Source organism: Clostridioides sp. LIBA-7602, assembly GCF_056688945.1.
The window spans coordinates 1474458-1498942 of sequence record NZ_CP196991.1; the positions used below are offsets into that span (position 1 = coordinate 1474458).

Here is a 24485-nt window from a genome sequence, read left to right on the forward strand (position 1 = left end):
AAAAGACTTTCTAAAATGTAAATAGTTGCAAATTAAAGGTCAAAATGACATAAAAAATATTGACTTAAGGTCAAAATGACCTTATAATTAATTTAATGATACGAAATTACATCCTAATTTTAGCATAAAGTAATCAAAAAATCTTATTTAGTATCAAATAAATTTATGTACTTAATATTTGTACATATTAAAAAAATATACTAAAAAGAGGGAGGTGTGTAAACTAAAAATAAAAGGAAGTATAAATAACTTAGAAAGGAAAGTTGATAAATGGAGGCTCAAAAAAAATGGATACCTTTTTTGGGAGTACAAGTCAAACAAAGGCTTATTGAATTAAATATGACTCAAAGGGAATTAGCGAAGAAAATAGGTGTCAATGAAAACTATTTGTCAGCTATTTTAAACGGAAGAAGAACGGGTAAAAAATACAAATCATCAATTTATCAATTGCTTAATATAGAATATTCAGAAGATGATTAATAAATGGTATATGAAGTAGGTGAATATTCTTATGTGTAAATTAGATTCAGATGTAGTGATGGAGTGCTGTAGAGCAATTGATGAATTTATTACAGCTCTCAATAGTGTACAAAGTTTAAATATGGAAAGATTGAATATATTAATTAAATACTCTAGTACATGTTCAAGTCTTCTTAAAGAGGGTAATTACAGAGGATGTACAATTGTATATAAAAAGATGTTGGAAGAATTAAAAACATGAATAGTACATTTCTTGGTAACATAAATAATACATAGGAATGTACAATATTTTTCAAAATACATAAACTAAAATATGGATAAGGCAATATAAATACTATAGATGTGTTTGAATTTAGAATATACTTGTTTTCAAATAGCTTAAATCCATATTTTAGTAGTTTGCTACAAAAAAAGAAGGTTAATAGATGGTGTAAAATCGTATCAAATTATGTATGTTTAAACCGTTTTATCTTTATTAGTATTAGAGGAATGCTTTTTTAAGTCTTTATATTCAGATATCTTAAGTTCAAGTATTCCTTCTATTTTTATTTTATCACGCTCATTTAGTTGTCTGTATAGATTTAATATCTTCATCTCATCATCAGTAACATGTAGGTAATCTTCCTTATTTTCTTTTACGCTATTATTGGAGTTTACTTTTTCTTTACCATATAGAAGCCAGTCAGTTGTAACATCAAAATAATCAGCTATTGACATTAATATGTCGCAATTAGGTTTTCTATCTCCAGTTTCATACTTACCTAAATTTTCAAACTTTAAAATATTCATAAGTTTGCGCTGGGTAAGTTTTTTTGAATTTCTTAAATAAGCAATTCTTTTTCCTAAAGTATCCACAAAATACACTCCTTTCTTTTTACAATTAAGGTCAAAATGACATTTAAAATAAAGATATTAAAGTTTATATATGAAAAATTAACAAAATAAAGTCTAATTGACATTTTACTTAAATTAATGTGCTCATACTATGATTTTAACATATTATAGTTGAAAATATATGCTTTATTTTGATTTGTATATATATTTCTATAGGTGTAGTTAGGTATGAAAGATGAAAGAGTTGTGAATAGAATTTATAAATATATTTTGATAAACTAAGTTCGTTTTTTAACTGATTATAAAAATGAAAAATATTAAAATAGAAATAGTATTATATTGTAGTTTATATTAATCAATTATAAAAAAATTAGGAATTTAACGTTTAAGACAAAACATTTAAGATATAAGATAAATTTACAATATAATACTATAACACTTTTTTATTTAGTTTTATTTTCCTTATAGAACAACAATATTATAAATGCAAGTAAATTTATACAGAATACTGTTATATACATCTGTTTAAATCCTGAATTTAGAGTAGACTGTAGTGTATTCTCTATTTTTGTTCTATTACTTTCTATAGAATTTATATAATCTAATTTTGATTTATCAAAAGCCTTTGGTATTTCAGTTTTTACTTCCTGTGTCTTTTCTAAAACTGACTGAAGTGATTTTTTTTGCTGCTCCATCGTATCAAGGCCTTTTTGCATGTCTTTCTTTTTATTTATAGAATCATTTAGTTTACTTTGAAGTTCCTTTTTTTGAGTTTCCATTGTTTTAAGTTTTTTATTCAATTGTTTCTTTTGAGTTTTACTTTTTTGTAGCTTTGTATTTAATTCAGTTCTTGCTTTTTTTAATTTCTGTATTTGTGCATTTAAACTTTCCTTTTTTTCATTTAAATTTGGTTTATTCTCACCAGAATCATTATTTTTATTTTCTGTAGAATCATTTTTATTATTGTCAGAATTAGAATCACTAGTATTATCTTGTTCTTGGTCATTTGAGTTATTTTCATTATTAGTAGGAGTGTTTCCTTGTGGTATAGTAGGTATTTTATTATACGCGATTGTCAATTCATTTATAGCTTTATCTTGCTTTACAAGACCTTGTTCCATTCCTTTTATACCTTTGTTGACACCATCAATACCTTTTTTTATACCATCTATTCCTTGATTAATACCAGCTCTAGCCTTTGTCATATTGTCAATACCAGTTTGAATTCCTTTAATACCACTATTTAGCTTATTTTCACCTTCCTCAATACCACTTATTCCACTTTGTGTTCCATCTATTCCTTTTTGAACATTTGACTGTATTTTAGTAATTACAGATGGAACTTTTTCATCAAACATTGTTGTTGATATTTCCTTTGTGATATTGGTAATGTTAGTTGTATCTGCTGTCTGAACCTTATCCAATAAGTATTTTGGGAGTTTGCCACCTGTCATATCCATGTTGATATTTGATGTATCATTCATATTTGGGATAGAGACATCTTTTAAATTCTTTGCCATTTCAGGGTCTGACTTTAAATCATCTATCATATTCTCAAGTTCTTCAAGTTGAACTATTTTAGGTGTTGATGGCTTCCCAACTAAGTCCATAATATTATCTTGTACAGATAGTCCTGCATGTGCTATAAATCCAATCATTATAGCTGGAGAAATTGAAGTTCCAATTGAGCGTATCAAAGATAATGTTGCAAGTGCTGAATTAGATTCTTCTAATCTTGTATTTGATAACATCATATAGTTTAGAGGAGTTCCCATAGTAAATCCCATTCCTAATCCCATAAACATTAGGCTTATACATACACTAAAGACTGTATTTGTTTTTAGTGCAATCAATACTAGATAAAGAGACCCTATCATAGATACAGAAAATCCTAATAACAGTATTTTCTTTGCACCAAACTTATCAATAAGTCTCCCACTTAAAGGAGCAGCAACACCTGCAAATAATCCTAATATAGCGACAAAATATCCACCAGAACCAGCATTTATTTTTAATGCATTTTCAGCATATTGTGGAACAAATACCATACCCATCATTCCAATACCAACAGTCAAAGATAATATAAGAACTATTAGTATTCGTGGGTTTAAAAAATATTCAAAGTTTAAAATAGGGTCTTTAGCTTTATTTTCAATAAATATAAAAATAGGTATAAGTATAATAAATGCCAATAAGTAAGGGTAAACTGATATATCTTGTATAGAGTTTGTAAAGTTAAAAAAGTCTATATTCATAAGACCATACAATAACGATACAATTATACATATCAACATTAATGTACCTAGTTTATCTATTTTTTCTGTAGATGCAGACTTATTATTTTTAATGCACATAATTCCACCAATAAGTATGATTAAACAAATCGGAAGGTTTACAAAAAATAGCCACTTCCAATTTTGAGTTCCAAATATACTTAGAATTGTGCTACCAATACTTGAACCTAAAATATTGGCAATACCATACGTTGCTCCAACTAAACCTAAAGCCATACCTCTTTTATTCTCTGGGAAGGTAGTTCCAAACTCTGCTGTAGCAATAGGCATAATTCCACCACCACCAATTGCCTGAATAACACGACCAATTAGTAAAATATTGAAATTGGAAAATAGTGATGATAATCCACATATTAATGAACCACTACCAAATAGAAATATGCTAACCAAATACACATATTTTCTTCCTATTTTATCTGCTAACTTTCCAGAAATAGGAATTACAGATGCATATGTTAATGTATATATGGTAATCATCCAAATTCCTGTCTTTTCATTTACTCCAAGACTATTCTGTATAATAGTTCTTGCAGGGGACACTATTCCTGTATCAATAGCTCCCATAAATATACCTAAAAGATAAAGTGTAAGTACTAAAAATATTTTTGGATTACTATCCTTGTTCTGAATACTAGTATTAGAATTCAAGGCAAACACCACCTTAATGTATTAATTTTTCAATATAGGGTTTTAAATCTTTAAATTCTATATGAGTGTATGTTGAGTATGAAAAAAACATTTTAATAATGATATTGCATACTAACTTATCATTATTAAAAAACTTTTCTTTTTCTAAAGCCTCATATACTTTATTTGAAAGCTGCTCATGAAAATCATCTTTATGCTTTTTCATTTCAAAAAACCTTTTAGTCTCAAAAGTGTTTAGAAAATCATTGTATTGAATATTATGAACCTTGTTTATAAAATTTCTTATTTCTGTAAAAATAATGTCTAGCTTTTTAATGTAATCTTCAGTATTTTTATTAGAGTATTCAATTCGCCTTAGTAGTAAATCCCATTCCGATTTTGTTATGTATTCTATTATTTCTTGTTTTGAATCAAAGTAATTATATACTGTGCCTGCACTTATACCACATCTTTGAGCTATTTTCCTTATGCTAATATTTGAGTAGTCTTCTTCTAGAATCATGTCTCGAGCTACTTTTAGTATATCTTCTTTTACATTTTCTAAAATCTTTGGCATATTACCACCTCGTTTATTAAAATTATTATGAACACTGTTTATTATAAACCTTTAAAATTTATTAATCAATATGCAAGCTATAATGTATAATATTATTATATAGATATGATATAAAATAAGTGTCTTATTAGAAGTATCTAATCTATTAAATTTGTACTTAAGTATGGTTATTTACTTAAATATGTAATATTAGATTTTTCTTTTTAATAAATTAAATATTATTATGTGATAAGGAGAATACTGTGATGGAAAAGAAGTATGTAATGGCATTAGACCAAGGAACAACTAGTTCAAGAGCTATACTATTTAATAAAAAAGGTGAAATAGTAAAAATCGCACAAAAAGAATTCAAACAAATTTATCCAAAAGCTGGATGGGTAGAGCATGACCCTATGGAAATATGGGGTTCACAAAGTGGAGTAATGAGAGAGGTTATAGAAACAGCAGGCATAAGGCCAGAAGAAATTGCTTCAATAGGAATAACTAATCAAAGAGAGACTACAGTTGTTTGGAGTAGGTATACTGGGAAACCGATTTATAATGCAATAGTATGGCAGTGTAGGAGAACATCAGAAATATGTGATGAACTTAAACATAAAGGATTAGAAGAACTAATAAAAGAAAAAACTGGTCTTTTAATAGATGCATACTTTTCAGCAACAAAAGTAAAATGGATATTAGATAATGTAGAAGGTGCTAGAGAAAAAGCAGAACAAGGAGAATTGTTATTTGGGACTATAGACACATGGTTAATATGGAATTTAACACGTGGAAAAGTGCATGTAACAGATTACTCAAATGCATCTAGAACGATGATGTACAATATAAATAGTTTGGAATGGGATAAAGATATATTACGAGAACTGGATATACCAATAAGCATGTTACCATCAGTAAAACCGTCTAGTTATGTCTATGGTCATACAGATGAACGTATGCTATCAGGAGCTAAAATACCTATTGCTGGATGTGCAGGAGACCAACAAGCAGCATTATTTGGTCAAAATTGTGTTGAAGAAGGTACTGCAAAAAATACTTATGGAACAGGTTGCTTCCTACTTATGAATACAGGTAGCAACATAGTTAAATCTAAACATGGACTGCTTACAACAATTGCTTGGGGCGTTGATGGAAAAGTGACATATGCACTAGAAGGAAGTATATTTATTGGAGGAGCATCTATTCAATGGCTTAGAGATGAATTGAAGATAATTGAATCTGCGAAAGATAGTGAAATGTATGCAAATAGGGTAGATGATACTAATGGTGTATATGTAGTGCCAGCATTTACAGGTCTTGGAGCTCCATATTGGGATATGTATGCTAGAGGGTCAATCTTGGGTCTCACAAGAGGTGCAAAAAAAGAACATATAATAAGAGCGACATTGGAATCAATTGCTTATCAAACAAAAGATGTCTTAGAAGCAATGCAAAATGATTCAAAATTGAAATTAAAGTCATTAAAAGTTGATGGTGGAGCAAGTAATAATAATTTTTTAATGCAATTTCAGTCAGACATATTAAATGTAGATATAGATAGACCAAAAATAGTAGAAACAACAGCTTTAGGAGCAGCATATTTGGCAGGATTATCTGTTGGATTCTATATTGGAAGTAATGAAATCCCATCAAAATGGTCAGTAGAAAAAGAGTTTAATCCAAATATGAATGAAGATAAGAGAAATAGATTATATAAAGGTTGGAAAAAGGCTGTATCAAGAGCTTTAAGCTGGGAAAAAGAAGATGAAGTAGATATTTAAAAATTAGCCAGAAACTAAATTTATTTGAACTTAAAAAGAGCTTTATGTAAAAATATGAAGCTCTTTTTTTATTGTTTACTTGCAGTTTTATACAATTATACTAAATTATATAATTTATTTTTCACTTTCATATAAGAACATTGGTATAGAGTTGTAAATATGTTTGTCTCCAACGACTAAGAGAATATCTCCATCTAAAAACTCGATATACGGGCCAGGAGATATTATAAGTTCCTCACCTCTTTTAATTGCAACTATTGTAGCACCTGTATTTTGCCAAAATTTAGTTTGTGCAGCTGTTTGTCCAACATATTTACATTTAGAATTTATTGTGAACTGAACGGGCACTAAAGGATTTATTATTTCAAGTCTATTAGAATAATCTAAAATTTTATTTATAGTATCTAAAATTTCATTCTCTAAATTAGATTTAGTATCTATTAAATTATAAAGTGTTGATTTATATGATGATATGTTTGTAATATCCCTGTATTTTTTTATAAAAGAAGAAGCTTTGTCTGGAGATAGTACAATAACACCCTTACCTTTTATACTTTTAACAACACCAATGTCCTCTAAAATTTTAACAGCTCTTCTTATAGTTTCTGGAGATACATTGTATTTACCAGCCAAAACAGAACGTCCAAATAATACTGAATCCTCTTGTATTTCACCTGTATATATTTTATTTGCAATATCCAACGCTATTTTTTGGTATATTGGCATCGTATAATTTTTATCCATTGTTTTTCCCCCAATACAAAATTTATGTTAAAAAATATATAATCTTAACAATACTATTGTATAATTTATAGGTTTGTATGTCTACAATATGTACAAATATTGTCCATGTTTTAAAATAATATTTTAACATGCATTTAGTATACATGATTTTATTATACTTAAAACTATGTAAAGACTTACTTATAAAAATATAAAGATATTTTATTTACAAAAAATGATAATTATATAAATGAAATAAACAAATGAATGAAGAAAAATACTTCTGTCTTGCATATAAAGTGATTAAAATTGAGAAATACTTTAAAAATGAAAGCTAAAGTCCTTGTTTTAAGTAAAAATGATTAATTATTAACTAAAAAATGGTAAAAACATTTTTTGAAAAAGAAATACAAATGAATGTGATATTAAAATAATTGCAAAAATATCCCTCAAATGGTAAAATTATATTATGAAATTCAACGAAATAGTTGCAAAAATAAAATTGAATAAAAGTAATAAAATATTTCATGCAATATATAAAATAAACAAAATTTAAAAATTAAAACTACTTATTCTATCAAAATGTTAGTGAGGGGGGTCATAAATTGTATAAAGTAGATTTAAATAGTGATTTAGGGGAAAGTTTTGGAGCATATAAGGTTGGTTTAGATGAAGAAGTTTTAAAATATATTTCATCAGCTAATATAGCTTGTGGGTTTCATGCAGGTGACCCTAATCATATGAATAAAACAGTAAAGTTAGCTAAAGAAAATGGAGTAAAAATAGGAGCACACCCAGGTTTTCTAGATTTAATGGGATTTGGAAGACGTGAGATGAAAATAACAAAGCAAGAAGCTAAAGATTATACAAAATACCAATTAGGAGCTTTAATGGCTTTTGCAAGCTCAAATGGATGTAACATACAACACGTAAAACCACATGGAGCTTTATACAATATGGCAGCTAAAGATAAAGATTTAGCTATGGGTATTTGTGAGGCTATATATGAAGTAAACAAAGATATCATACTTTTAGGGTTATATAATAGTGAAATGATAAATTCTGCTAAAGAGATTGGACTTAAGTATGCAAATGAAATATTTGCAGATAGAGCTTATGATAATAATGGATTTTTAGTTCCAAGAAGTGTAGAAGGAGCAGTTATACATGATACAAAATGTGCAATAGATAGAGTTGTTAAGATGGTAAAAGAAGGAACTGTAGAGACTTTAACAGGTGAAGTTATACATATCAAAGCAGATTCTATATGTGTACATGGGGATAATCCAAAGGCTATAGAGTTTGTTAAAGAGATAAGAAAACGCTTTGAATTAGAAAATATAGAAGTTTGTCCATTAGAAGATATGGAAGCTTGTTCATCAGAGAACATAGTATAAGACTGATAATATGAGGGGGAGATAAAATATGAGTACAAAAAATATTACTGATAAAACAAAAAATAAAAAAGATGTTGGCGCACTTATAGGGGCTGCGTTTATAATGGCAACATCAGCAATTGGACCTGGGTTTTTAACTCAGACAGCGCAATTTACTCAAGATTTTGGGCCAAGTTTTTCATTTGTAATCTTAATTACAACAATTCTTTTTATAGGAGCTCAAGTAAATGTATGGAGAGTAATTGGTGTATCAGGTCTTAGAGGGCAAGATATAGCAAATAAGATAGTGCCTGGACTAGGTTATCTAGTAGCTTTTTTAGTAGCTCTTGGAGGATTAGCTTTTAACATAGGAAATGTTGGTGGAGCTGCACTTGGTATGAATGTAATGTTTAATATGAATATGACACTTGGAACTGTATTAAGTGGATTGATAGCAATATTTGTATTTATGTCAAAAAATTCAAATTCTCTAGTAGATAAGATAACTAAATTTTTAGCATTAGGTATGATAATTATAGTTGGATATGTAGCAATATCAAATCATCCTCCTGTTGGAGAAGCAGTTTTTAAAATGGTAAAACCAGAGAATCCAAAAGGGCTTATATTCCCAATAATAACTTTACTTGGAGGAAGTGTTGGAGGTTATATAACTTTTGCTGGAGGACATAGATTGATAGATGGTGGAATAACAGGAGAAGAAAATATAAAAGAAATAACTAAATCTTCTCTTTTAGGAATATTAGTTGCAACAATGATGAGAGTTCTTCTATTTTTAGCAATATTAGCAGTAGTTTCAAAAGGTCTTCAACTTGACCCAGAAAATCCAGCTGCTTCAGCTTTTAAATTTAGTGCAGGGGCAATAGGATATAAATTCTTTGGGCTTGTATTATGGTCTGCTGCGATTACATCAGTTATAGGAGCTGCTTATACATCAGTTTCTTTCTTAAAAACACTGAATCCTTTTATAGATAAGTATGAAAAATATTTCATAATAGGATTTATAGCAATATCAACACTTATAATGGCATTTATAGGAAAACCAGCAACTTTATTAATTTTAGCAGGTTCTTTAAATGGATTAATACTTCCAATCACATTAGGAATAATGCTTATAGCATCTAAAAGAAAAGATATTGTTGGAGATTACAAACATCCTACATGGCTTTTAATATTTGGAATAATAGTAGTTTTAATATCTGCCTATACAGGAATAACTTCTCTTAGTAGTCTAGGTACTTTATTTGCTTAATTTAGAAGAGGTGACATTTATGAAAACTAGATACTTGCTATCAGGAGATAAAGCAGTAGTTGCTGAATTTGGAAATGAGATATCAGAAGATATAAATAAAAAAGTAATTTCATTTATGAGAGCAATAGAACTATCGAATCTTAAAGGGATTGTCACAGAAATGGTGCCAACATATAGGTCACTTATGATAAGTTATAATCCACTAAAAATAGACTTTGATAGCTTAATTGAGAATTTGAAAAAAATAGAAAATAATTTAGAAAGTATAGAGTTGCCAAAACCTAAAATACATGAGATTCCAGTATGTTATGATAAGGTTTTTGGAATAGATATTGAAAATGTTGCAAGTCATAATAATCTTACTGTAGATGAGGTTATAAAAATACACACAAGTAGAGAGTATTTGATATACATGTTAGGATTTACTCCTGGGTTTCCATATCTAGGGGGGATGGATGAAAGAATAGCTACACCTAGACTAGAGGTTCCAAGAACTAAAATTTATGGTGGGAGTGTTGGTATAGCAGGCTCTCAGACAGGAGTATATCCTATAGATAGTCCTGGTGGATGGCAAATAATTGGTAGAACACCTTTAAAATTATATGATGAAAATAGAGAAGAACAAATTTTACTTAGAGCTGGAGATTTTATAAAATTTGTTCCAATAACATTAGATGAATTTATAGAAATTGAAAAAAGTAATTTAAGTATTTAAATATCGTTATAGTACAGGGAGTGGTATATATGGGATTAAAAGTTGAATTAGGAGGTTTCCAAACATTAATACAAGACAGAGGTAGAGTTGGATATGGACAATATGGTGTATCTGGATGTGGGGCAATGGATGAGTATGCACATAGAGTGGGAAATATATTAGTTGGAAATTCTGAAGATGAAGCTTCTTTAGAAGTTTTAATGTTGGGCCCTACAATTACATTTGATGAATATACGCAAATAGCAGTAACTGGGGGAGATTTGGGTGCCAGAATAAATGGAAAAGAGATTCAAAACTGGAGGTCATATCAAATAAATCCTGGTGACATATTATCATTTAGAGGTGTGAAATCAGGAGCTAGAGCATATGTATCAATAGCTGGTGGAATAGATGTCCCACTTGCAATGGGTAGTAAATCAACCTATACAAGAGCTAAGATTGGTGGTTTTGAAGGTAGAGCACTTAAAAAAGGTGATTATATAAATACTTTTATTCAGGAAAAAGATTTTACAATAAATAAAAAATTGAATTCAAAATATATTCCAAATTATAACTCAGAAATAGTATTAAGAATTGTAAAAGGTCCTCAATTTGATGCTTTTTCTAAAGATGAAGTAGAAAAGTTCTTATCAAATGAATACAAAGTTACAAATGAAATTGATAGAATGGGCTGTAGACTAGATGGAGAGAGTATAAAGCACCTTAATGGGGCAGATATTATATCTGATGGTATTTCTTATGGAGCTATACAAGTACCTGGACATGGAAAACCTATTATAATGCTATCAGATAGACAAACTAGTGGTGGTTATACTAAGATAGGGAATGTAATAAGTGTAGATTTATATAAGTTGGCACAAGCAAAACCAAATGATGTAGTAAAATTTGAATTTGTAGATATATATGAAGCACATAGATTGCTTAGAGAACAAGAAGATAAGATTCAAGATATTTATAAGAGTATGAAAAATATAAGAGTTGTCAAAGCAAAAGTATTAAATGATATAGCAGTTTAATTTAATCTTGATGAACATAATTCTTATCAAATTTTAAAACGTAATTCACAAATAGCTATTTACTATTTACCATAATTAAGATGGTTTAGTTAGTCAAATAGCTATTTTTTAGTTTAAGTAGATAGTATAAATTTAAATAAATACTTCAATTTGAGAACAAAAATTATATTTAAATATTTTGAAGTGTCTAGAAAAAGTATGTATACTATACAGTGTTTATTTAGATTTTACAGGCCAAATTGGAGGAGAAATAACACCATATCCACGAGCTGTTGTATCTTTACTTGGATTGATGATTTTATGAGGTATGTTGGCCTTTATAAATGTTGAATCACCTGTATTTAATCTTACTACTTTTTCGCCTATACAAATATCAACCATACCACTCGTTACTACCATGATTTCCTCTGATGCATGATATATACAATCCTTAGCATCTTCACTTTCTGGTTTAAGTTCAAACTCTACAAGTAAACTTGAAGGAGTAAATTCAGATGTTGGCATTGGGGATACTATCTCATAAAACATTTCACTCCTTGGAAATTTCATCATAACTCTATCTTCTTTTCTAATGACTAAATCATCAGTATTATTATCATCCATAAACATATATAAAGGAGTATCTAAAACTTCAGCAATTTTTCTCAATGAAGACAAGGACGGTTCAATAGCATCTCTTTCTATTTGAGAGATATAACTTATAGATAAATCTGTCAATTTGGAAACATCACTTAATGTTTTTTTCTTGCTTTTTCTTATATTTCTCATCTTTTCACCTAGCATAAGAACCTCCAAATAATAAAATTAATATAAATATTAGATTAAAACAAAGTAATTATAGCATAACATAGAATTAGTGGCAACAAGAATAAATAGAAGATTATGACAATTAAAAATCAATTAAATGCAAATAAAAGTATATGAAAATCAATTATTGCCGAATTAATACAATAGAAAATATACTAGGTAAAAATTTATCATAGGAGTATTAGTTAAAAGAAGATTATTGAAAAATATTTTAGAAAATAATAAATTTTCAGTAAATTATCTTGACATATGTATTGAAGTAATAATATAATTTTAAGTATAAAAATTAAAAAATTAAATTATAGCTTCAAAAAAGGAGGGCAATATGAAGATAACAGATATAAAATTTGAAAAACTAAGAATTAAATTAAAAAAACCTGTGGTAGTTTCATTTGGAGTAATTGAATATGGTGAAAGTATAATCTTAAAAATTGAAACTGATGAAGGTTATTGTGGGTTTGGTGAAGCAGCTCCTCTTGCAGCAGTTACAGGTGAAGTTTTGGATAATGTACTTTCAATATTACTGATGTTTAAAAAAGAGCTAATAGGGAAAGACCCATTGGATATTGAATTGATACATACAATCATGGATGGAATTATTATAGGTAACACTTCCGCAAAAGCAGCTATTGATATAGCTTTATACGACATTAAAGGGAAAATTATGAATGTACCTCTTTATAAAGTTCTTGGAGGTTTTGATAATAAAGTTCAAACCGATATTACTATAAGCATAGATAAGCCAGAAAAAATGGCAAGAGAGGCTTTAGAAAGAGTTAATGAAGGATTTAGAATATTGAAGCTTAAAGCAGGTATAAACCCTGAAGATGATATTGAAGCTGTAAAATTAATTAGAGAAGCTGTTGGAGAAGGTATAAGAATTAGAATTGATGCAAATCAAGGATGGAATGTAAATAGTAGTATAAATACTATCAAAAAATTAGAAAGATTTGGTGTTGATACAATTGAACAAGCACTTCCACATTGGGATTTAGATGGAACTGCTTACATAAGAGATAAGAGTAGTACAAAGATTATGATAGATGAGTCACTACATTCGCCAATAGATGCTATTAAAGCGATAAAAAAGAATGCAGTTGATGCATTTAATATTAAGCTGATGAAATCAGGAGGAATATATCCCGCTATAAAAATTAATAACATAGCTGAGTCAAGCGGGGTAAATTGTATGTTAGGATGTATGCTTGAAACGAGAATTGGTATAACAGCAGCAGCAAGTTTAATTGCATCTAAAAAAAATATAACAGAAGCTGACCTTGATAGTTTTATGTTTTGTGAAGAATTAAATGGTATATCTGGAGGATTTGTGATGGATGGAGATATTATGAATCTTGTCAATAAACCAGGATTAGGAATAGAAGTAAACTTATGATAAAATTGGAGGTTAAATATGAATACACTTTTTTCAAGTACAGGCAGTATACTTGCTATAATGACATCAATGATTGCATTGGGTTTTTACTTACAAAGATATAAAGCTATTAAGAGTTTAGGACCAGCACTTACAATAATTATAATGGGAATAATACTCTCAAACTTAAAAGTAGTTCCAGTAAGTACTGAGTTATATGGAACTATTTCTACATATGCCATTCCAGTCTCTATGACTATAATGTTGATGAGTGTTGATTTAAAAGAAATGACAAAGTTATCAAGAGAGCCTTTAATTGCAATTTTTGTAGCAGTATTAACTGTAAGTATCATGGCATTTTTATTTGGACTTGTATTTGCAGAAAAAATATCAGAAGGTTGGAAGGTTGCAGGAATGTTTGTGGGTACATATACTGGAGGAAGTGCTAATCTTACAGCTATTGGGACAGGTCTTAATGTAAGTAGACAGACTCTTGCAGCGGCAAATGCAGCAGATTATGTAATTGGAGTACCAACATTAATATTTATGTTTGCTCTACCAGCTATACTAAAAAACTCAAAGAAGTTTAAAAAACTTTGGCCATATCATGTAGAAGAATCAGAATTAGAGGATGGTCAGAATGAAGAATTTATGGAGTCAAAAGAGTGGAGTATTAAAGACATTGCTTGGATGCTAGCTATAGGTTTTGTTGTTACAGAGATTGCAACAATACTTTCTGGATATTTCAATTCAAGCTTTAGTAGTGCAGCAAGAATTCTTTTAGTTACAACCATTTCAATTATAATTGCTCAGTTAAAGCCAGTAAAGAAACTAAAAGGTAATTTAGATTTAGGATTATTTGTTGCATTATTCTTTTTATGCACTATAGGTTTTTCAGTAGATATAAAAGAGTTTTTAGGTTCAACTTTTACCATAACACTTTACTGTTTTAGCATAATTTTTGCATCATTTGTTTTCCATTTATGTATAACTAGACTTTTAAAAATAAAATATCAATATGTAATACTCTCTATAGTGGGAGCAATTGCTGATGGACCAACTTCAGCTTTAGTAGCTGCATCTGCAAAATGGAATTCACTTGTAAGTGTGGCAGTCGTCATGGGAGTAATTGGTGGAGTATTAGGAAATTATGCAGGTATATCAGTGGCATATGCTATAAAGATGTCTTTGGGATTATAGGAGGTGATTTAATTGCTAGAATTTAGGCTATATATATCTGGATTATATAGTGGAAATGTAGTTTTTGATAATGAGTTATTGATTGAAAAATTGAATCCTTTTACAAATAAAATCGAAAGTTTAAAAGCAATAAGTAAAGAAGAAAATGCATACTATTTAAATCTCACAAAAATAGATTTAAACTCCTTATTTTACAACTTTGATGTATACACTACTAGTTTGGTAAATGCAGATAAAAGCGTCATTGTAAATAAGCTAGGAGAGACATATTCTAGGCTTAATGAATACATATGGGTTCAAAGAAATAAAAAATTTCCATTAGATATAATTATTGTGGATAATAAAATAGTTGGTTTTATATGTTTATCTAGAGAAACTTGTACTATATTAGTTATGGATGGATATGAAGATTATACTGTATTAAAAGAATGGAATAAAACTCATAAAGATGAGGACATATATTCTATAAAATTTGGTGGAAATTATATGGTTGATATGAAAGATGGAATAAAACTTTCTACAGATGTGTATCTTCCTAACTTTACAGATTCTACTAAAAAAGCACCAACAATTCTTATGAGAACTCCATATGGAAAAGAAAATGATAAAGAAATATATTATAAATATGTACAAAGAGGATATGCTGTTGTCATACAGGATGTTAGAGGAAGAAATGAATCAGAAGGTGATTGGGAGCCTATGATTCATGAAAGAGAAGATGGAGATAGTACTATAAACTGGATAGTATCACAGAAGTGGTCAAACGGCATGGTTGGTATGTTAGGGGCATCTTATCTTGGTTATGTTCAATGGGCAGCTGCTTCTTCAAGTAATAAACATCTGAAAGCTTTAGTTAGCATAGTAACATCAGGAAGTCCTTTTATTGATATACCAAGAAAAGGAGGAGCTTTTGTATCTGGCATGCTTGCATGGGCATTTATGGTATCAAGAAATAAAGTTGATAGAAGTCAAATGGTAAGAGATGACTGGGATGATGTTTTAAACATACGACCAATACAGAATATACCTGTTGAAGCTCTTGGATATAGAATTGAATTCCTAGAGGAATGGCTAAAAAGAGTAGAAAAAGACGAGTATTGGGATATGATGGATTGGCATTTACAAAAAGATAAAATAAATGTACCTGCATTGGTTGTATCTGGATGGTATGATGATAATGGTATGGGGACTACAGAAGCTTTAGATGTAATAAAGGGTTATGAAAAAGGAAAGAGAAAGGCTATCTTAGGTCCATGGATGCATAACTCAAATACTTTAAGAGATATAAATGGTATTTCGTTAGGAAATAATTCATTGAGATATGATTTGGATTATAATTATTTGCTATGGTTTGACAAATACTTAAAAGGTATAGAAAACAATATAGATAAGACTGCTTCAGTAGAGTATTATTCTGTAGGTTCTAATAAGTGGAAGGCAGAAGAAAATTGGCCAATAAAAAACAAAATAGATAAAAGTCTATATCTAATAAGTGATGGAAATGCTAACACATCTTTGGGAGATGGGAGATTAGTGTTTGATAGGGTGCTAGAAGAAAAGTATGACAGTTATATATATAATCCTAAAGACCCATCAATACAGCTAATTGATATGTCAGAAAATGAAGTTGGTGTTCCGAACAACTACAAGGATTTAGAAAAAAGAAGAGACATGTTATGTTATACATCAGATGCTTTTAGTGAAGAAATTACTATAACAGGTGATATAAAATTAGAATTCTTTGCATCAAGTTCTGCCAAAGATACTGACTGGGTCATAAAAATTATGGATGTAGATTTAGATGGAAATTCAATTAAATTAGCTGATGGTATACTTAGTGCTAGATTTAGAAATGGTTTTTATAAGTCAGAGTTTATGGAAGAAGGAGAAATTTACAAGTTCTCAATTATAACTTCAAAAATATCAAACACATTTAAAATTGGTCATAAAATTAGACTAGATATAACATCTAGTGCTAAAAATTTTATTTTCCAAAATAGCAACACAATAGAAGGTTATAATAGTATTGAGTATATAGAGGCAAAGAATATTATTTATCATGGAGGTAAATATCCATCCAGATTGATATTGCCTGTAGAAAATAATTGAATTGATATAGATAAAAACTAACAAGGGAGTGTCTCAAAATGAACTTTTTAGTTCATGAGGCATTCTTTTTTGTATTAAATCAAATACATTTTTATTATTTCAACAATGAAAAAGAGGCTTATCTCTATTTTGAGACAGCCTCTTGTTAGTTAAGTTAATTATTTTGTAGCTGCTACAACACTCATTTCAACTAATAAATGCTCTCTAGCAAGTCTAGCTTCAACACAAGCTCTAGCAGGTTCAAATCCTTTTTCAACCCAAGCATCCCAAACAGAGTTCATAGCTTCAAAGTCTTTCATATCTCTTAAATAAATAGTAACAGATAATAAATGTTGTTTATCTGAGTCGTATTTGTTTAATAAATCTTCTATTTTAGCTAAAACTTCAGTAGTCTGTTCAATTATTCCACCTTCAGCATGAGTTTGTCCACATAAATAAACTGTGTTGTTATGAACTACAGCTCTACTCATTCTTCCAGTTCCTTCATATCTTTTTATTTCCATATTTTAAATACCTCCATAATTAAAAAATCCATTAAAAATCTAAATAATAAATTAAAAAAAGTCTATACTATATAAAATTATATTATATATTGTGATAATAATCTATAAAAACATACAACTTTTTAATTATAATTATTATTGTTATTAATTGAAAAGATTTATTAGTTACTTGACATAATTTATACTTTTAATTATAGTATAAATTGGAATATTTAGATAATTATTATTTAATCTATAAGTAGAAGTTTTTAATTAATATGACTTTATATATTTATATAGAAAAGAGGTAAGTATGAGTAGTACAATCAAATCAAATCGAATAAAGGGCATAATGTTCATAATATCATCAGCTCTTGGTTTTGCAATGATGTCTGCGTTTGTAAAACTAGCAGGAGATTTACCAAGTTTTCAAAAAGTGTTCTTTAGAAACCTGGTATCAGCTATAATAGCATTTTGGCTTATTATAAAACATAGAGGTAGTATAACTGGTAAAAAGGAAAATTTAAAAGTGCTTTTATATAGGTCAATATTTGGAACTTTAGGAGTTATATTCAACTACTATGCAATTGATAGATTGATGCTTTCAGATGCTAACATGTTAAATAAAATGAGTCCCTTCCTTGTAGTTATATTTTGTGCAATTGCTCTAAAAGAGAAAATAAATGTAAAACAGATAGGAGCTATTATAATTGCATTTGTAGGGGCTTTATTCATAATAAAACCAACATTTAGTGTAGAAGTGATTCCATATTTAGGAGGAATTGCAGGAGCTATATTTGCAGCAATGGCATATACTTGTTTGAGAGTTCTTGGAGATAGAGAAGATTATTATACAATTGTATTTTTCTTTTCAGTTTTTTCATTGGTTACTGTAGGACCAATTGCCTTTGCAGTATATGAACCAATGACTCCTATGCAACTTATATATTTATTACTAGGTGGCGTATTTGCAAGTTTAGGGCAATTTGGAATAACTCTAGCATATAAGTATGCACCTGCTAAGGAAATTTCTATCTTTGACTACAGTAATATAATTTTTTCAGCAATTTTAAGTATATTCTTATTCAATGTCTATCCTGATATGTTAAGTGTTGTTGGATATTTAATAGTATTTTCAGCTGCATTTTATATGTTTTTATATAATAAGAAGTTAGATAAATTAGATAAAGAAAATAGAAAGCAATAGAGTAATAAGATAGATAAAAAATTGTGTTTAGAGTTTGTATTTAATACTTAAAGTTTTATATTAAAATTAAATAATATATAGATTGAAAATACTTAAAATATGGGTCTAAAACAGCAGTTAAGATTGAAAAATTATAACTGCTGTTTCTTTTATTAAAAATATCCAAATGTATGTAAAAATAGACTATAATAGAGTAGTATAAATAATATAAAGGGGATAAATTAAAGTATGGAAAAAGTAAAAATTGCTGTGATTGGAGCAGGTAATAGAGGAACATATGCATATGCTCCATATATTTATGAGAATTCTGATGTGTGTGAAATAGTTGCCGTAGCGGAACCTAAAAAAGGAAGACGAGAATTATTTACACAAAAATATAATTTAGATAGTAAAAATGTATTTGAAACTTTAGAAGATTTTTTTAAACAAGATAAAATGGCAGATGCAGTTATAATAGCTACAAATGATGATAGACATTATGATGTAGCAAAACTAGCTCTTGAAAAAGGATATCATGTATTATTAGAAAAACCAATGTCTAACAGTTTAGATGGTTTGGTTCATATAGATGACTTGTGTAATAAGTATAAAGATAAGATTTTTATGATTTGTCATGTACTTAGATATTCTCCGTTTTATAATAAACTAAAAGAAATTGCAGAAAGTAAAAAACTAGGAGAGCTAGTTAGTATACAGTATAATGAAAATATAGGATACTGGCATTTTGCACACAGTTTTACTAGAGGAAATTGGAGAAATAGTAATGAAACAAGTCCTTTAATTTTAGCTAAGAGTTGTCACGATATGGATATTTTATTATATTTAGTAGGAAGTAAATGTAAAAAAATATCTGCATTTGGAAGTTTGAAGCATCTTAATAACCAAAATGCTAGTGGAGAAATGGCACAGAACTGTCTTCAATGTTTAGTTGAAAAAAAATGTCCATATTCAGCAAAGAAAATTTATCTAGAAAAAGATAGAAGTATAAATAGAGCGGTTCATATAAATCCAACAGAAGAAAATATTTTAAAGATACTTGAGACTAGTCCATATGGAAGATGTGTCTATAGATGTGATAATAATGTTGTAGATAATATGGTAAATATATTACAGTTTGAAAATGGAGTTACAGCTACTTTTAATTTATGTGCATTTACTAAAGAAAGCGGAAGAACTATAAAGCTAATGTTTAGTCATGGTGAAGTTGGTGGCGACCTAAATAAAAATGAGATAAGAATTAAAGAATTTGGAAAAAATGAAGAAATAGTTATAAAGCCATCAAATAAACAGAATATGGTAGAGGAATATGACAGAAATCTTATTTCTGAGTTTGTTAAGTTAGTTTCAAATAAAGAATTAGAAAAGAGTAGCGTAGCAGCAAAAGAGGCTATACAAAGTCATGTAATGGCATTTGCAGCTGAATATTCAAGAGTGAGTGATGAAGTAGTGTATATAGAAGATTTTTTTGATAATGCTAAACAAATGACTAGAGAGATAGAAGAAACTATATTTTAATTAAGAAAATTTGTTAAATAAAGTAAAGATAGATTAGATAATAGATATACTAATGGATGTGTTCTATTAAAAAATCTATCTTTTTTTATTAAGATTTTTTCTTATCTCTATCAAAAAAATCCATACATTCGGATAAAAGATAAGAAAGTAAAGCGAATAAGATTTCTGTACTTAAAGGAATCGTTATTGAATCCATAAATGTATCAATTATGTTCATAGCTAGAAAAGTTAGTATAAAATCAATTATAAATTCGCAAAGCTTATATATTGAGTAAGGTAATTTGTTTACATATCTGAATATATCTAAAATAGTAGTGCATAAAAAATCAATTGGAGTAGTTATACAAAAATATATTAAAAAGAAAATTAGTACGGACCCAAGAGATTTATATTCAAAACCTAAGAATGATAAGAAGCCAATTCCTATAACCGTGAAAATACAAAAAGTTATACCAAAAAAAACAGCAAAAAATAAAAATACAGAAATAAATTCGCCTAAAGGAATTCTTCTTTTATTACTTATCTTAATCAACTCCTTAATCTATATAAATAATAACATTCTTAAAAATTCATAATAGTCTTCTGTTTCAAATAGTATTGTTTGAGAATCTATTTTTTTCATATTTGGATAAAAAGAAGCTTTAAAAGCTTTGTAATGCTCTCTAAATTTTATTTCTATTTTGAATTTATCAGGCAATTTTATTAAGTGTCTAGATAAATCTCCAGATAAAGCTTCTTTAACACCTTTTTCTATTTTTTTTAGTGCCAAATTTGGATGTATTGAAATTGAACCATTTCCAATTCCTCTTGACACAGGTACAGTAATTATATTTGGGTTTAGTTTTTTTGCACTCTCACAAAGCATTTCATCTCCACTTAAAAATGCTACAGGAACATTATAGTATGCAGCAATATAAGCATTTATAGTAAACTCAGATGCTATTTCATCATTTATTTTAAAATAGTCATAATCAATATCCATGGTATGAGAAAGTGGATTACCATTACAAGTAGCTCCAGAATGATAACCAGTAAATATACATGCGTCAAAGCTTTCATCAATTCCAGCCATCATAACTAGTGGGTCTTTAGTCCATCCTCTAAGTATTTTGACATTTTCAGGTAAAATATCTGGATTAATATTTCTACCACTGTCATGTGCATCTTTGACAAGTATTTCATGTATACCAGATTGAGTAGCTCCATCACATGCAGCTGCTATTTCTTTACTCATTTGTGTTCTGTAGTGCTGTGAAAATTCACATTCAAGTTTTGTCTCATCCCAATTTACAATACCACAAGTACCTTCTATATCAGCACTTAAATATAATTTCATAATATAGCCCCCCTTATATTTATAATTAATGATAATAACAGATAACAGAAAAATATAATCAATAAGGGGCATAAAAATATTATGTCTTACTATTAATTATTATTAAATCTGTAACTGAAAAATTACTAAACTAGCATTAAAAATATAACACTAGGTATCATCTATTTGTATAATTTTTTTTATGTAATATTTATATAAGATTGTAACATATAAGTAGTTACATTTACTAGTTTAACATAGTTATGTATCATTTTTAAATTAAATTGTTTACAGAAATTATTATAAGGATTTATATTAACTAATAGAAAAGAAAAAAGTAGAGAGCTATAAGAAATAAACTGATAATTAATGTACGAAAGTGTACTTAATAGTTGATAAATAACTCTCAAAAAGAAATGTATTATTTTAATTGTATTTTTTATTCTTAATAAAGAATACAATAATTATTGATAAAATAGGATTTATTGAAAATCCAAATAATGTCCAAAAACTACTATTAAGATTTTTCTTTGTAGAAATTTTATTACATGCTATTAGGATTATTATATAAATGATACAATTTAATATTCTAAATATATGTGATATAAAATTTTGAGCAAGTGCAAATAAAGTAAATGCGTAAAATAAGCCTATGAAAGCAAAGAAAAAGTAGTTTAAATTCTTGAATTTTGGAAGTTGTTTTTTACTATCATTAATTGACATGATAACACCAAGAACCATAGCTATCCATCCAAATAAATTTGCTGCTTGTAGACTAAATATTGTCATGTATTTTCTCCTTTATATTTATTTATATTTAAGTATACAAGATAATTTATTAATATTAAAGTGGATAAAAGGAATTATATAATTTCAAAATTTAAATATAGGTGATTAGCATATGTTTAAGATACAGTTGAAGAATAAAAGATAAGACCCTTAATTAGAGTATTCTAACTAAAGGTCTACTGTAAATAAATTAAAATTCAAATTCATTTTCCCAATCAAATTCTCCTGACTTTTCTACGCTTTTAGGCCAATGATTACACCATTTAGGAACTGATGGATTTTCGATTCTATCAACACTTGGAGTATATGGTTTTAAGTCAATAACAGGGCTATTGTCATTAGCATCAATATATGGGATTTTTATTATGCCATTTTCATGGTCTATATTAATGATTTGTACAGTAGTTAATGCTATTGGATTAGGTCTAATAGGTGACCTTGTCGCAAATATTCCCAGAATATCTGGTGCATTTTTATATGGTTTTGGAGTTTCCAAAATATTTCTTAATTCAGTATTATCGAATCCATCAGCCCACCAAAGTACATTTAGGTGAGCAAAGTCATCAAGCCCTTTTAGCGCGGGTATGTATTTTTTATCCAATTCAATAAAGATTTCTTCACCTTGAACACATATTTTTCCGATAGGATTTACTAATATTTGTTTCATAATATTACCTCCAATTATTTGGTTTGTCATTTGTAATTTTAGAATAGTACCTAACACCATGTTAGGGTCAATATAAAAAATTATTAAATATTAATAATTAAAAAGCTAATACATTTTTTACATGAAGCATGACACCAGTAATAAGGCAATCTTCATCGATGTCAAAGGTAGATGTATGCAGAGGAGAAGTTATATCCTTTTCCCTATTTGCACAACCAATATGGTAAAAAGCTCCTTCACAGTTCCTTAAAAAATATGAAAAGTCTTCAGCCCCAAGAGTGGGGGCATCTTTAATGATAATATTTTCTTTTCCAAACAAATCTATAGCATTTTGTTTAACATAATCTACAAGAATATTTGAATTTATAAGGGCTGGATAACCTTCCTCAATTTCAACAGAAATACTTCCTCCAAATGTTTTACAAGTAAAATCGCAAATTTCTTTGATTCGTTTTTTTGAAAAGTTTCTAGTTTCTGGAGTTAAAGTTCTCAAAGTTCCTTTTAGAACAACTTTATCACAAACTATATTTTCTTTAATTCCACCTTCAATTTTTCCTAGAGAAATAACCACAGAATCGGTAGGGTTTGTATTTCGGCTGACTATTGTTTGTAGAGCTGTTATGATATGAGCAGATATAACTATAGCATCAATACCTTGATGTGGATAAGCTCCATGACATTTTGCACCATGTACAGTTAATCGAAGTGTATCAGTGGAAGCATTTAAAGTGTTGTATTTTAATTCAATTAGGTTTTTATCAATGTTAGGATTTACATGAAGACCAAATATGTATTTTACATCTGGATTTTTCAGACATCCATCCTCTATCATGAGTTGAGCACCACCAATGGTTTCTTCTGCAGGTTGAAAAAAGAGTTTTACATTTACATTTAGATAATCCTTTAATTTAAATAGTATATTACAAGTGCCAAGTAAAATAGCAGTGTGTGCATCATGACCACATGCATGCATTTTACCAAGATTAATTGACTTATAAGAAGAATTGAGTTCTTCTGTTATAGGTAAGGCATCTATATCAGCTCTTATTGCAACTGTTTCAAAGTTTGGATTTACATTTATATAAGCAGTTACTCCAGTGTGATTTTTATATTCAATATAGCTTATACCTATTTCATTTAAATACTTAATTATTTTTTTCTTAGTTTGAAATTCTTCTAATCCAAGTTCTGGAGTTTTATGTAAATCTCTCCGGATACTTATAACCCAATCATTTATTTCATTACAAAGAGCTTTTATATTAAGCATAAAACACATCCTAACTATATTAAAAATTTATTTTTCTTCATTAATTATATTATTCAATATAAATCATTATTCTGTATCAAGTA

At 28.3% G+C, this 24485-nt stretch carries 23 protein-coding genes; 12 read left to right on the plus strand and 11 right to left on the minus strand.

Translation table 11 applies throughout. The features are described from left to right. Window positions 1–270: 270 nt before the first annotated feature. Together ACTG45_RS07100 and ACTG45_RS07105 are read left to right on the plus strand one after the other, a co-directional pair. The gene (locus tag ACTG45_RS07100) at window positions 271–480 is read left to right on the plus strand and encodes a helix-turn-helix transcriptional regulator (RefSeq protein WP_021384075.1); all 210 of its coding nucleotides are present in this window, start codon (window positions 271–273) and stop codon (window positions 478–480) included. A gap of 31 nt (window positions 481–511) precedes the next feature. Next, complete coding sequence (locus tag ACTG45_RS07105; RefSeq protein WP_479918450.1) at window positions 512–721, plus strand: hypothetical protein; 210 nt, start codon at window positions 512–514, stop codon at window positions 719–721. Window positions 722–936: 215 nt separating this feature from the next. Here ACTG45_RS07105 and ACTG45_RS07110 read toward each other — a convergent pair whose 3' ends face one another. The 3 genes from ACTG45_RS07110 to ACTG45_RS07120 form a co-directional block, all read right to left on the minus strand. Further along, complete coding sequence (locus ACTG45_RS07110; RefSeq protein WP_021384164.1) at window positions 937–1335, minus strand: helix-turn-helix domain-containing protein; 399 nt, start codon at window positions 1333–1335, stop codon at window positions 937–939. Window positions 1336–1757: 422 nt separating this feature from the next. Continuing rightward, the gene (locus tag ACTG45_RS07115; RefSeq protein ID WP_479920058.1) at window positions 1758–4265 is read right to left on the minus strand and encodes an MFS transporter; all 2508 of its coding nucleotides are present in this window, start codon (window positions 4263–4265) and stop codon (window positions 1758–1760) included. Window positions 4266–4269: 4 nt separating this feature from the next. Next, on the minus strand, window positions 4270–4812 hold the full coding sequence (locus ACTG45_RS07120) for a TetR/AcrR family transcriptional regulator (RefSeq protein ID WP_021384157.1): 543 nt from the start codon (window positions 4810–4812) through the stop codon (window positions 4270–4272). Between the two features lie 245 nt (window positions 4813–5057). Between ACTG45_RS07120 and glpK the strand changes: the two genes are divergently transcribed. Continuing rightward, window positions 5058–6572 carry a glycerol kinase GlpK gene (gene glpK / locus ACTG45_RS07125; protein WP_479920059.1) on the plus strand — a complete coding sequence of 505 codons (1515 nt, stop codon included), beginning with the start codon at window positions 5058–5060 and terminating at the stop codon, window positions 6570–6572. Between the two features lie 114 nt (window positions 6573–6686). Here the strand turns inward: glpK and ACTG45_RS07130 are convergent, their stop codons facing one another. Further along, window positions 6687–7316, minus strand: a complete 630-nt coding sequence (locus ACTG45_RS07130; protein ID WP_021384134.1) for a GntR family transcriptional regulator — start codon at window positions 7314–7316, stop codon at window positions 6687–6689. A gap of 584 nt (window positions 7317–7900) precedes the next feature. Between ACTG45_RS07130 and ACTG45_RS07135 the strand changes: the two genes are divergently transcribed. Genes ACTG45_RS07135 through ACTG45_RS07150 form a run of 4 tightly spaced genes read left to right on the plus strand, consistent with a single transcriptional unit; the run spans window position 7901 to window position 11672 of the window. Continuing rightward, window positions 7901–8692 (plus strand): LamB/YcsF family protein, encoded by a 792-nt coding sequence (locus ACTG45_RS07135; protein ID WP_479920060.1) that lies wholly within the window; start codon window positions 7901–7903, stop codon window positions 8690–8692. 28 nt (window positions 8693–8720) lie between these two features. Further along, window positions 8721–9941 carry an NRAMP family divalent metal transporter gene (locus tag ACTG45_RS07140; protein WP_021384142.1) on the plus strand — a complete coding sequence of 407 codons (1221 nt, stop codon included), beginning with the start codon at window positions 8721–8723 and terminating at the stop codon, window positions 9939–9941. 19 nt (window positions 9942–9960) lie between these two features. Further along, window positions 9961–10656 carry a 5-oxoprolinase subunit PxpB gene (pxpB, locus tag ACTG45_RS07145; protein WP_021384119.1) on the plus strand — a complete coding sequence of 232 codons (696 nt, stop codon included), beginning with the start codon at window positions 9961–9963 and terminating at the stop codon, window positions 10654–10656. Window positions 10657–10685: 29 nt separating this feature from the next. Next, complete coding sequence (locus tag ACTG45_RS07150) at window positions 10686–11672, plus strand: 5-oxoprolinase subunit C family protein (RefSeq protein WP_479918456.1); 987 nt, start codon at window positions 10686–10688, stop codon at window positions 11670–11672. 216 nt (window positions 11673–11888) lie between these two features. Here the strand turns inward: ACTG45_RS07150 and ACTG45_RS07155 are convergent, their stop codons facing one another. Continuing rightward, complete coding sequence (locus ACTG45_RS07155; RefSeq protein ID WP_021384131.1) at window positions 11889–12455, minus strand: helix-turn-helix domain-containing protein; 567 nt, start codon at window positions 12453–12455, stop codon at window positions 11889–11891. A gap of 349 nt (window positions 12456–12804) precedes the next feature. Between ACTG45_RS07155 and ACTG45_RS07160 the strand changes: the two genes are divergently transcribed. The 3 genes from ACTG45_RS07160 to ACTG45_RS07170 are packed head-to-tail and all read left to right on the plus strand — an operon-like array spanning window position 12805 to window position 17160. Then, window positions 12805–13872, plus strand: a complete 1068-nt coding sequence (locus tag ACTG45_RS07160; RefSeq protein WP_479920061.1) for a mandelate racemase/muconate lactonizing enzyme family protein — start codon at window positions 12805–12807, stop codon at window positions 13870–13872. Window positions 13873–13890: 18 nt separating this feature from the next. After that, entirely contained in the window at window positions 13891–15051 is a 1161-nt protein-coding gene (locus ACTG45_RS07165; protein WP_479918457.1) for a DUF819 family protein, read from the plus strand. A gap of 12 nt (window positions 15052–15063) precedes the next feature. After that, a complete protein-coding gene (locus ACTG45_RS07170) occupies window positions 15064–17160 on the plus strand; it encodes a CocE/NonD family hydrolase (RefSeq protein ID WP_479918458.1) in 2097 nt (698 codons plus the stop codon). A 158-nt stretch (window positions 17161–17318) separates the two neighbouring features. On the opposite strand, the gene ACTG45_RS07175 is transcribed toward ACTG45_RS07170, so the two are convergent. Continuing rightward, on the minus strand, window positions 17319–17663 hold the full coding sequence (locus tag ACTG45_RS07175; protein ID WP_021384144.1) for a RidA family protein: 345 nt from the start codon (window positions 17661–17663) through the stop codon (window positions 17319–17321). A gap of 292 nt (window positions 17664–17955) precedes the next feature. Between ACTG45_RS07175 and ACTG45_RS07180 the strand changes: the two genes are divergently transcribed. After that, complete coding sequence (locus ACTG45_RS07180) at window positions 17956–18849, plus strand: DMT family transporter (protein ID WP_479920062.1); 894 nt, start codon at window positions 17956–17958, stop codon at window positions 18847–18849. 228 nt (window positions 18850–19077) lie between these two features. Continuing rightward, window positions 19078–20364, plus strand: a complete 1287-nt coding sequence (locus tag ACTG45_RS07185; RefSeq protein WP_479918459.1) for a Gfo/Idh/MocA family protein — start codon at window positions 19078–19080, stop codon at window positions 20362–20364. 88 nt (window positions 20365–20452) lie between these two features. On the opposite strand, the gene ACTG45_RS07190 is transcribed toward ACTG45_RS07185, so the two are convergent. The 5 genes from ACTG45_RS07190 to ACTG45_RS07210 form a co-directional block, all read right to left on the minus strand. Beyond that, a complete protein-coding gene (locus ACTG45_RS07190; RefSeq protein ID WP_479918460.1) occupies window positions 20453–20896 on the minus strand; it encodes a regulatory YrvL family protein in 444 nt (147 codons plus the stop codon). A 9-nt stretch (window positions 20897–20905) separates the two neighbouring features. Next, the gene (locus ACTG45_RS07195; RefSeq protein ID WP_479918461.1) at window positions 20906–21700 is read right to left on the minus strand and encodes a M55 family metallopeptidase; all 795 of its coding nucleotides are present in this window, start codon (window positions 21698–21700) and stop codon (window positions 20906–20908) included. A 405-nt stretch (window positions 21701–22105) separates the two neighbouring features. Then, the gene (locus ACTG45_RS07200) at window positions 22106–22468 is read right to left on the minus strand and encodes a hypothetical protein (protein ID WP_021384140.1); all 363 of its coding nucleotides are present in this window, start codon (window positions 22466–22468) and stop codon (window positions 22106–22108) included. A 190-nt stretch (window positions 22469–22658) separates the two neighbouring features. Then, window positions 22659–23135 (minus strand): SAM-dependent methyltransferase, encoded by a 477-nt coding sequence (locus tag ACTG45_RS07205; protein WP_479920063.1) that lies wholly within the window; start codon window positions 23133–23135, stop codon window positions 22659–22661. Between the two features lie 97 nt (window positions 23136–23232). Beyond that, complete coding sequence (locus ACTG45_RS07210; RefSeq protein ID WP_479920064.1) at window positions 23233–24402, minus strand: M20 metallopeptidase family protein; 1170 nt, start codon at window positions 24400–24402, stop codon at window positions 23233–23235. Window positions 24403–24485 lie beyond the last annotated feature (83 nt).